At 59.8% G+C, this 10024-nt stretch carries 8 protein-coding genes; 3 read left to right on the forward strand and 5 right to left on the reverse strand.

Annotation, left to right across the window (positions count from 1 at the left end; translation table 11 throughout):
- Window positions 1-444: 444 nt before the first annotated feature.
- Entirely contained in the window at window positions 445-687 is a 243-nt protein-coding gene (locus H0V34_10725) for a hypothetical protein (protein MBA2492140.1), read from the reverse strand.
- A 753-nt stretch (window positions 688-1440) separates the two neighbouring features.
- Between H0V34_10725 and H0V34_10730 the strand changes: the two genes are divergently transcribed.
- Both H0V34_10730 and H0V34_10735 read left to right on the forward strand, forming a co-directional pair.
- Complete coding sequence (locus H0V34_10730; GenBank protein MBA2492141.1) at window positions 1441-2085, forward strand: Crp/Fnr family transcriptional regulator; 645 nt, start codon at window positions 1441-1443, stop codon at window positions 2083-2085.
- Window positions 2086-2142: 57 nt separating this feature from the next.
- A complete protein-coding gene (locus H0V34_10735; GenBank protein MBA2492142.1) occupies window positions 2143-2634 on the forward strand; it encodes a cyclic nucleotide-binding domain-containing protein in 492 nt (163 codons plus the stop codon).
- 46 nt (window positions 2635-2680) lie between these two features.
- On the opposite strand, the gene metH is transcribed toward H0V34_10735, so the two are convergent.
- A complete protein-coding gene (gene metH / locus H0V34_10740; protein MBA2492143.1) occupies window positions 2681-6373 on the reverse strand; it encodes a methionine synthase in 3693 nt (1230 codons plus the stop codon).
- A gap of 170 nt (window positions 6374-6543) precedes the next feature.
- On the opposite strand from metH, the gene H0V34_10745 reads away from it, so the two are divergent.
- Complete coding sequence (locus tag H0V34_10745) at window positions 6544-7272, forward strand: arginyltransferase (protein ID MBA2492144.1); 729 nt, start codon at window positions 6544-6546, stop codon at window positions 7270-7272.
- Between the two features lie 70 nt (window positions 7273-7342).
- Here H0V34_10745 and H0V34_10750 read toward each other — a convergent pair whose 3' ends face one another.
- From H0V34_10750 to groEL, 3 genes are all read right to left on the reverse strand, one after another.
- On the reverse strand, window positions 7343-8104 hold the full coding sequence (locus tag H0V34_10750; protein ID MBA2492145.1) for an inositol-phosphate phosphatase: 762 nt from the start codon (window positions 8102-8104) through the stop codon (window positions 7343-7345).
- Window positions 8105-8177: 73 nt separating this feature from the next.
- A complete protein-coding gene (gene ampD / locus H0V34_10755) occupies window positions 8178-8768 on the reverse strand; it encodes a 1,6-anhydro-N-acetylmuramyl-L-alanine amidase AmpD (protein MBA2492146.1) in 591 nt (196 codons plus the stop codon).
- Between the two features lie 404 nt (window positions 8769-9172).
- Window positions 9173-10024 (reverse strand): chaperonin GroEL (groEL, locus tag H0V34_10760; protein ID MBA2492147.1); only part of this gene is annotated, 852 nt, incomplete at its 5' end.

Raw genomic sequence — 10024 nt, forward strand, 5'->3', positions numbered from 1 at the left:
GAACTGTCCATGGGATCCCCTCCCTGACCATCAGCATGGCGCCCGCCGTGAATCCAGTCGGTGAACCATTACCCTCGCGCTTGTGAAATATTAACCGCCCCGGCACACTTCACTCCCGGTTCATGACGACGCGACCAGCCACTCCGTTGGCGGCACACGCGGTGCCTTTAGTCTTGATGGCATGTGTCATCGTTCGTCGAACTCGAGCGCATGCGGCTTGATCGTTGGCAGCACTGCCATCCAGCAGCGTGCCCGTACCTGCGCCGGTGAAGTCTTAACCTTCCCGCAGATTTCCTATCCGTGGCTTGATAGAAGTCCTGGATGGACTTATTCAGAGCTTCCCTGGGTGAACTGAATCGGTGAACGATTATCCGGGATCGTGTAAGAAACGGTTAGCCACGGTTGCCGCACAAGAGGGTAGGCATCACTGGCGTCGCTAGCTTTCTACTGTTCCCTAAAGGCGCGGGCGAAGCTATCCTGGATCGGTGCGATGAGGTAGCCCCACAAGGTACGGCTGCCGGTCAAGATTAAGCCCTCGACCGGCATGCCGGGGTAGAGCTGGATCTTTTCTTGTAGCTGCGTCAGCTGTTTGGAATCGATCTCGATGAGCGCCTTATAGTAGGCTAGGCCTGTCTGCTCCTCGACAAAGGTGTCAGCCGACACATAGGTCACTTGGCCGTCAAGCACCGGGACCTGGCGCTGCTTAAAAGGCGGTTAAGCGCACTTGGGCAGGTAAGCCCGCCTCCACCACGTCGATGTCCAAGGGACTCGCTTGCACCGCTAACACCAGGTCATTGGTTTGCGCGCTATCGTCAGGTGCTTTCATCATATTGGTCCGTGCTGTTATGGGTTGCGCTATCGCGGTCGTCGGAGCTGCCGTGGTCTTTGCTGCTGCCTCTTTTGCCCCTCTATGTCGCCACCCGATCATGGTGCTGAATCAGTGAAGGTCGAGCTGGTCGAAGCCGGTGGCGCTGTTGATTACCGGTGACGGGTGCGATGGACCCTATTGCGAACAGGCCGATCAAGAATAGTGATGCGGACCTGCAACCATGCGGAAATAGTTTTGGTGTCATAGTGTAATCTCCTAATTGGTCGATATGGAAGACGATGAACGCTCCGGCAGCGCCGCGCGACGATCGTGGCTCTTGCAATCCTGAATCGAGCGATACCTGGTGTCTGGCACATCTCCCGCGCCGCAACGCTCGGCCCTTGACTTGCACCGAGAGTATTGCGCTCTAACCTGCCGTGGATCGGTGAGGAAGTGCCGCGGAATCTGTGGAAAATTACCAGGGCGCGGGCGCGCTTTCTTCGCGGGCGACGACCCCCCGTCAGCGCGAGCGAGACGCTTCCCGCTCCGCTAGCCGGCTTGCACCGATCGACATATGCGTCGACAATCGCGACGCAGTTCGACCGATGGCGTGCCTAGCCCGAGGCTGCCGCATGAATAGCGACGTTTCAACACCTGCCGGACCGTCACCCGAGGATATTCAACTCATCGCCGGATGTGGCGCGATTCGCACCTATCCGCGACGGGCCGTGATCGTGACCGAGGGCGGCGAAACAGACTGTCTCTACGTGATCATCGAGGGGCGGGTGAAAATCTACGCCAGCGACGACAACGGCAAGGAGATCGTCTTGAACATTCAGGGGCGCGGCGAGTATTTCGGCGAACTGGCGCTGCTCGACGCGGGCCGGCGGTCCGCATCCGTCATTACCCTGGAACCCGTCAGACTGTCCTGCGTTTCACGCGCGGCCTTTAGCGAATGCATCCAGCAGAATCCGACCTTGGCTTTCAGACTCATTCGCGATTTAACGCAGCGGGTGCGCGCCCTCACTGAACTGGTCAAGAACCTCGCATTAAACGATGTTTATGGCCGCGTGGCGCGCACCTTGACGAATCTTGCCGAGGAGCGGGAGGGCCGGCTGACAATTGCGGAGCGGTTTACGCATCAGGATATCGCCAGCATGGTAGGGGCATCGCGCGAGATGGTAAGCCACATCATGAAAGACCTGACGACCGGCGGATACGTCGAAATCAAGGACCGCAAGATCACCATCGCCCGGCGGCTGCCGCGCGCCTGGTAGACGCGGTGGCGTTGAACGCGTGTGCCAGCACTTCCCACTATACGAGCGCCGCCAGACATGCACGATCCAAGCCTTAAGCTGTTGCAGGATATGCCGGTATTTGGCGGCGTCCGCGAAGACACATTGACCTTTCTGCTGAGGCTTGCGCCCGTTATTCCCGTCTGCGCGGGCGATTATTTTTTCCGCGAGGGCGACACCGCGCGCTCCATGTTCGTGCTGGAGAAAGGCAAAATCGCTGTCTTCAAAGCCTGGGAAAACCGCAGCATTGGCTTAGGCCATTTGCATCAAGGTGACTGCTTTGGCGAGATGGCGCTGATCGATCTTTTTCCACGCAGCGCCTCCGTGCGGGCGGATGAAGACTGTCTCGCGATCGAACTGTCATCGGCCACGCTGTTCGAGGTCTATAACCGGGATCTGGCGCAGTTCACCCTGATGCAGATGAATATCGCCAGAGAGCTCAGCCGTAGACTTCGAGGGGCCGACGAACGCCTGTTCCGGGCGCTCGCGCAGACCGAAAAGATGGAACAAGACCTGTCGATTTCGATTTAGAGAATCTCTGAAGTACGACCTGTGATCAGGGACGCTTTAATCCACCTTAAGAATCGTAGGCGAGCATCGGCGCGAGCCAGCGTTCGGCTTCTTTCAGCTTCATGCCCTTGCGTCTGGCGTAGTCTTGCGCCTGATCTTTCTGGATCTTGCCGGTGCCGAAATAACGCGCCTCCGGATGCGAAAAGTACCAGCCGGAGACGGCCGCGGTCGGGGTCATCGCGTAGCTCTCGGTGAGCGTCAGGCCGATGTTCTCGTCAGGCTTGAGCAACTCCCATAAGGTTCCTTTCTCGGTGTGCTCCGGACACGCGGGATAGCCGGGCGCGGGCCGAATTCCCTGATACTTTTCCTTGATCAATTCATCGTTGCCCAAATCCTCATCGGCCGCGTAGCCCCAAAACTCCTTGCGCACCCGCTCGTGCATGCGTTCGGCCAGCGCCTCGGCCAGACGATCGGCCAGCGCCTTGAGCATAATGGACGAGTAATCGTCATGGTCTTTTTCGAAGCGTTCGATGTGTTCCTCGATACCGTGACCGGAGGTGACCGCAAACGCGCCCATATAATCCTTGACACCTGTATCCTTCGGCGCGACGAAATCCGCCAGACACGAACTGGGTTTGCCGCTGCTCTTCTCCATCTGCTGACGCAGATGGTGCAGTGTGGCGAGCTTCGTTTCGCGATCTTCGTCGGTGTAAAGCTCAATGTCGTCGTCGTTGACGGTATTCGCCGGAAAGAAGCCGATCACGGCTTTCGCGGTCAGCCATTTTTCCTCGACGATCTTTTTAAGCATCGCTTGCGCATCGTCGAACAACTTGCGCGCTTCCTTGCCCACGACCTCGTCATCGAGAATCTTCGGATACCGGCCCGCCATCTCCCAGGCCGTGAAAAACGGCGTCCAGTCGATGCGCTCCACCAGTTCGTCCAGCGGATAGTCGTCGAAGGTTTTGACGCCTAAAAATTCAGGCTCGACCGGCTCGCGTTCCGACCAGTCGGTTTGCAGTTTGTTGGCGCGCGCCTTGTCTAATTTGAGATACTTGCGGTTGGATTTCTGGCCCGCGCGCTGCTCGCGAATCTTGGCGTATTCCTCGCGGATGCCAGCCGCGTACTGGTCCTTGTTGGCGGCGCTGATGAGCTTGCTGACCACGCCCACGGCGCGCGAGGCGTCCCCCACGTGCACCACGGGATGCTCGTAATTCGGCTCGATCTTGACCGCCGTATGCAGTCTCGAAGTGGTCGCCCCGCCGATCAAGAGCGGCAGCTCCAGCTTGAGGCGTTTCATCTCCTTGGCCACGTGCACCATCTCGTCAAGCGAAGGCGTGATCAGGCCCGACAGACCGACGATGTTGCATTGTTCCTTTTTGGCGGTATCGAGAATCTTGTCGCAGGGCGTCATCACGCCCAGATCGATGACCTCAAAGCCGTTACACTGCAACACCACACCGACGATGTTCTTGCCGATGTCGTGCACGTCGCCCTTGACCGTGGCCATCACGATCTTGCCCTTGGGCTGAGTTTTCGCGTCCTTCTCCGCTTCCATGTAAGGCAGCAGGTAGGCCACGGCCTTTTTCATCACTCTGGCGCTCTTCACCACCTGCGGCAGAAACATCTTGCCGGCGCCGAACAGATCGCCCACCACGTTCATGCCGTCCATCAGCGGGCCTTCGATGACATGCAGCGGCCTTTCTGCCTGCTTGCGCGCTTCTTCCGTATCGTCCTCGACATAATCCGCGATGCCCTTGACCAGCGCATGCTCCAGGCGCTTGTTTACCGGCCATTCGCGCCACTCGAGGTTTGCCTTCTGTTTTTCGCCGCCGCCTTCCTTGTATTTTTCCGCGATATCGAGCAGCTTTTCGGTCGCTTCGTCACTGCGGTTCAGTACCACGTCTTCGCAGATGTCGCGCAATTCCTTCGGGATGTCTTCGTAAATCGCGAGCTGCCCGGCGTTGACGATGCCCATGGTCATGCCGGCCTTGATGGCGTGGTAAAGAAACACCGCGTGGATCGCTTCGCGCACCGAATTGTTGCCGCGAAACGAGAACGACACGTTGGACACGCCGCCCGAGATCATCGCGTGCGGCAAGGTCTCTTTTATCTTGCGCGTCGCCTCGATGAAAGCCACGCCGTAAGGATTGTGTTCCTCGATACCGGTGGCGATGGCGAAGATATTGGGGTCGAAAATTATATCCTCGGCGGGAAAACCGATCTTCTCGGTCAGGAGCTTGTACGCGCGGGTGCAGATCGCCACTTTGCGTTCCACCGTATCCGCCTGGCCTTTCTCGTCGAAAGCCATCACGATTACCGCCGCGCCGTAACGGCGCACCAGCCGTGCCTGCTCGATGAACTTGTCCTCGCCTTCCTTCATCGAAATCGAGTTCACCACGCCCTTACCCTGAATGCATTTCAGGCCGGCTTCGATGACTTCCCACTTGGACGAGTCGATCATCACCGGCACGCGCGAAATGTCAGGTTCGGCGGCGACCAGGTTCAGAAACTTCACCATCACTTCGGCGGATTCCAGCAGACCCTCGTCCATGTTGACATCGATGATCTGCGCGCCGTTTTCCACTTGTTGCAGGGCAACTTCCAGCGCGGTCTCGTATTCTTCTTCCTTGATCAGCTTAAGAAAACGCTTGGAGCCGGTGACGTTGGTGCGCTCGCCGACGTTGACGAAAAGTGAGTCTTCGCCGATGTTGCAGGGCTCCAGCCCCGACAGGCGGCACTTAGGTTCGATGTCGGGAAGCTTGCGCGGTGGATACTTCTCCACCGCCGCCGCGATGGCCTCGATGTGCTCCGGCGTGGTCCCGCAGCAGCCACCGACGATGTTGATAAAGCCGCTTTCCGCCCACTCGCTCAGGTGTTCGGCCATGTCCTCCGGCGTTTCTTCGTATTCGCCCATCTCGTTGGGCAGCCCGGCGTTGGGGTGCGCGGACACATGGCAATCGGCGATGCCGGACAATTCCTCTATGTACTGACGCAATTCCTTGGCGCCCAGCGCGCAGTTGAGTCCGATGGAGATCGGCTCGGCGTGGCGCACGGAGTTCCAGAACGCCTCGGTGACCTGGCCGGTCAGGGTCCGGCCCGAGGCGTCGGTGATGGTGCCGGAGAGCATCACCGGCAATTTTGTATCGTTGTCGTCGAAATACTTCAGCACCGCGAAGATCGCGGCCTTGGCGTTCAGGGTGTCGAAGATGGTCTCGATGAGGATAATGTCGGCGCCGCCTTCCACCAGGCCGGATGTCGATTCGTAATACGCCTCCACCAAAGAATCGAAGCTGACGTTGCGATAACCCGGATCGTTGACATCAGGCGAGATGGACGCGGTGCGGTTGGTCGGGCCCAGCACGCCGGCGACGAAGCGCGGCTTGTCTGGGTCTTGTTCGCTGAATTCGTCGGCCACCGAACGCGCAATCTGGGCCGCCGCCACGTTGATCTCGCGCGACAAATCCTCCATGTGGTAATCGGCCATTGCCACACGCGTGGAATTGAAGGTGTTGGTCTCGACCAGGTCCGCGCCCGCCTCGAAGTTTTTCGCGTGGATTTCACGGATGATTTGGGGCTGCGTCAGCGACAGCAGATCGTTGTTACCCTTAAGATCCGATTTCCAGTCGGCGAACCGTTCGCCGCGATAGTCATCCTCATCCAGTTTGTAGCTCTGGATCATGGTGCCCATGGCGCTGTCCAGAATGAGAATTCGCTTGCTTAAAAGCTCGCGCAGCAACGTGTGCTTGTCCGTGTCTGACATGATTGAATCCTGTAAACTTGAAACCCGCGATCGAGCGGTGAACGCGGGCCGGCAAACAGCCTGGGAGGCCGCCCGCACGCGTGAGGGTGTCTTAAAACGGGTTATGTTATCACACCGGCGCGCACCCCGGCGCGGCGGTTACGAGTCACCAGTTGAGCGTTTGAGCGCCTATGTCGCAATCTCTGCCGCTGCTTTTTTACGTGACGCCGCCGGAACCCTGCGCCTACCTGCCGGCACGTGAGGCCGTGAATGTGTTTGCCGACCCGCGCGCCCGCATGAACTCAATGCTTTACGGGCGGCTGGTGGACAAGGGGTTCCGGCGCAGCGGCTCGCATCTATACCGGCCACAGTGCCCGGGTTGCGGGGCGTGCGTCCCAACCCGCATTCCGGTCGCGCGCTTTGCACCCAGCCGCAGCCAGCGTCGCAACCGCCGCCGCAATGAGGACCTGACGGTGAACGTTCTGCCGCAGGCTTACCGGTCCGAGCATTTCGCGTTGTATCGCAGTTACCAGCGGATGCGGCACACCGGCGGCGAGATGGATAACCCCACACCACAGTCGTATTTCGATTTTTTGAGCTGCGCCTGGGCGGAAACCCTGTTCGTGGAGTTTCGCCTTGACGGCGCGTTGGTCGGCGTGGCGGTCTGCGACCCGCTGCAAGAGGGCTTATCCGCCGTATACACGTACTTCGACCCGGCACAGGCGAAACGCGGTCTGGGCACGCACGCGATTCTGTGGCAGATCGAGGAGGCGCACCGCCGCGGGCTGTCTTACGTTTACCTCGGTTACTGGATCGCCGGTAACCGCAAGATGAGCTATAAGACGCGCTTTCGCCCGATCGAAGGCCTTATCGACGGTAAATGGCGTATGTTAGTCCCGGCGAGCGGCGCGATTAAGTAATCCCGCGCGCCAGGGCGCCGAGGCGCAAAGTAGTAACTGCTTCATTCTCTTTGCGACTTTGCGCGAGAACTCACTTCAGCATCATCCTGACCTGCTCGTGCAGCGCCGGTGTGCTGGCCGCCAGCGCGGTGGTCGTGGCAAGTCCGGGCGGCTTGCCGGTGAGGTCGGTAAAACGTCCACCCGCTTCCTCGACGATCACCGACAGGGCGGCGATATCCAGAATATTCACGTCCGATTCGATGACGATATCGAGTTGCCCCGCCGCCAGCATGTGGTAATGGAGATAGTCCCCGTAGCCCCGCGTGCGGTTGACCCGCGCAATGAGTTCGGCAAGCCTCGTCCATTGCGGCGCGGCGCCCAGCGTTTTGATGTTGCCGAAACTTAAAGTGGAGCGGGCCATGTCGGTGATTTCGCTGACCCGGATCGGCTGGTCGTTCAGATAAGCGCCGGCGCCACGCTCGGCCCACGCCAGTTCGCCCGCGATCGGCGCGTTGGAAACCCCCAGCAGCAGGCGGTCCTGGTGCATCAGGGCAATCTGGGTGGAGAAAAACGGCGACCCCCGCACAAAACTCTTGGTGCCATCGATGGGATCGATCAGCCACACGTACTCAGCGTCAGCACGCGTCCGACCGGTTTCTTCGCCGTAGAAGCCGTGCTCGGGAAACGCTTCCGTAATCAGGCCCTTGATGATTTCCTCGGCCTCAACGTCGGCGACCGTCACGGGGCTCTGGTCCGCCTTTAGCTTAACTTCGAAGTTGCCACGATAGTAGCGTTCGATGACGGCCTGCGCGGCTTTCGCGGCCATGATAGCCGTGCGCGCGAACGGACTCATGGGGCGCCGGCCCCGCGAACGGGTTTACACATGTATTGACATGAACACACTCCAGTCGGTGCGGCCGCTCTGCTCAGCCATGTGTCGAATCGTCCGACGAAAAACGCGCCCGATGCTCGTCCAGCAGCCGGCGCAAACGCGGCCAGTCGAACGCCGCGCCTGGATCCGTCTTGCGGCCCGGCGTGATGTCCGCGTGGCCCACCACACGATCCGTCGACAACGCCGGATACGCCTGGACCAGCGCACGGACAAGCGATGCGAGCTGCGCGTATTGCACGGCTTCATACTCCACATCGTCCGTGCCTTCCAGTTCAATGCCGATGGAAAAATCGTTGCAGCGCGCGCGCCCGCAATAAGTGGACGCCCCGGCATGCCAGGCGCGGCGATGGAAAGGCACATATTGTACGACTTCGCCCTCGCGGCGGATCAGCACGTGCGCGGACACCTTCAAGTGACATATGTCCGCGAAGTACGGATGCGCATCTGGCGCCAGCAGGTTGGTAAACAGCGCGTCAATCCACGGACCGCCAAACTCGCCGGGCGGCAGGCTGATGCCATGCACCACGATCAACTCCGCGACTGAGCCCGATGGGCGAGCGTCGGCATTTGGCGAGGCCACATATCGCGCGAGATCCAGCAAACCGTTGCCAGGGTTCACACGCATAGTCGAGTCAAACGGGAGATATCGGCGAATGTGGGTTGAGTGTTCGCGCCGCGTCAGGCGCCTCGCGCACACCTTTCCCGACACATCTCCAGCGGTTGCGGTACGGATATCGCGTAACCTTGCGCATGATCCACCGCCAGACGTCTGAGTTCGCTCAATATGGCGTTGCTGGGAGGGCATGCGATCCCCGATCCCGCCAGCAGCCCAGCGGGCGATTTCCTCCGCTACACGCCTTACGTCTCTATGCGAATCACCACAAAGTCAAACGCATGGAATGTTGCCGCCCCGCAGGATTTCCTTGGACTGTACACGATGGGCAGGACAAACCAAAGCAGAATCAACCAGCCAAAAAAAGCCCCACCAAAGGCGGGGCTTGAATTTATAGAATTGCGGACACGGATGGACTACATCATTCCGCCCATGCCACCCATGCCACCCATGCCACCCATGTCGCCCATGCCGGGATGTCCACCCGCGGCAGGCTCGTCTTCCTTGGGCAGTTCCGCCACCATGGCTTCGGTGGTGACCATCAGCCCGGCGATCGAGGCCGCGTTCTGCAACGCCGTGCGCGCCACCTTGGTCGGGTCCAGAATACCCATCTTGATCATGTCCCCGAACTCACCAGTCGCTGCGTTGTAGCCATAGTTGCCTTCGCCGGCATCGACCTTGGCGAGAATGACCGAGGCTTCGGCACCAGCGTTCTGCACGATCTGGCGCAGCGGTTCTTCCATAGCGCGCAGGGCGATGCGAATGCCGACGTTCTGATCCTCGTTGGCGCCTTTCAGCTTCCTGAGATTGGCTCGCACCCGCAACAGCGCGACGCCGCCACCTGGCACCACGCCTTCCTCAACTGCCGCACGCGTGGCGTGTAGGGCGTCCTCGACTCGGGCCTTCTTCTCCTTCATCTCGACCTCGGTTGCCGCACCCACGCGGATGACCGCGACGCCGCCGGACAGTTTGGCCATGCGTTCCTGTAATTTTTCCTTGTCGTAATCCGAGCTGGTTTCCTCGATCTGCGCCTTGATCTGTTCGATGCGCGACTTGATCTCCTTGCTCGTACCGGCGCCGTCGATGACGGTCGTGTTTTCCTTGCCCACCGACACTTTCTTGGCGGAGCCAAGATCTTCGAGAGTCGCCTTCTCCAGCGACAAACCCACCTCCTCGGAGATCACCGTGCCGCCGGTGAGAATGGCAATGTCCTGTAGCATGGCCTTGCGGCGATCGCCGAAGCCCGGCGCCTTGACCGCGGCCACTTT

Source organism: Gammaproteobacteria bacterium (assembly GCA_013696315.1).
Taxonomy (GTDB): domain Bacteria; phylum Pseudomonadota; class Gammaproteobacteria; order JACCYU01; family JACCYU01; genus JACCYU01.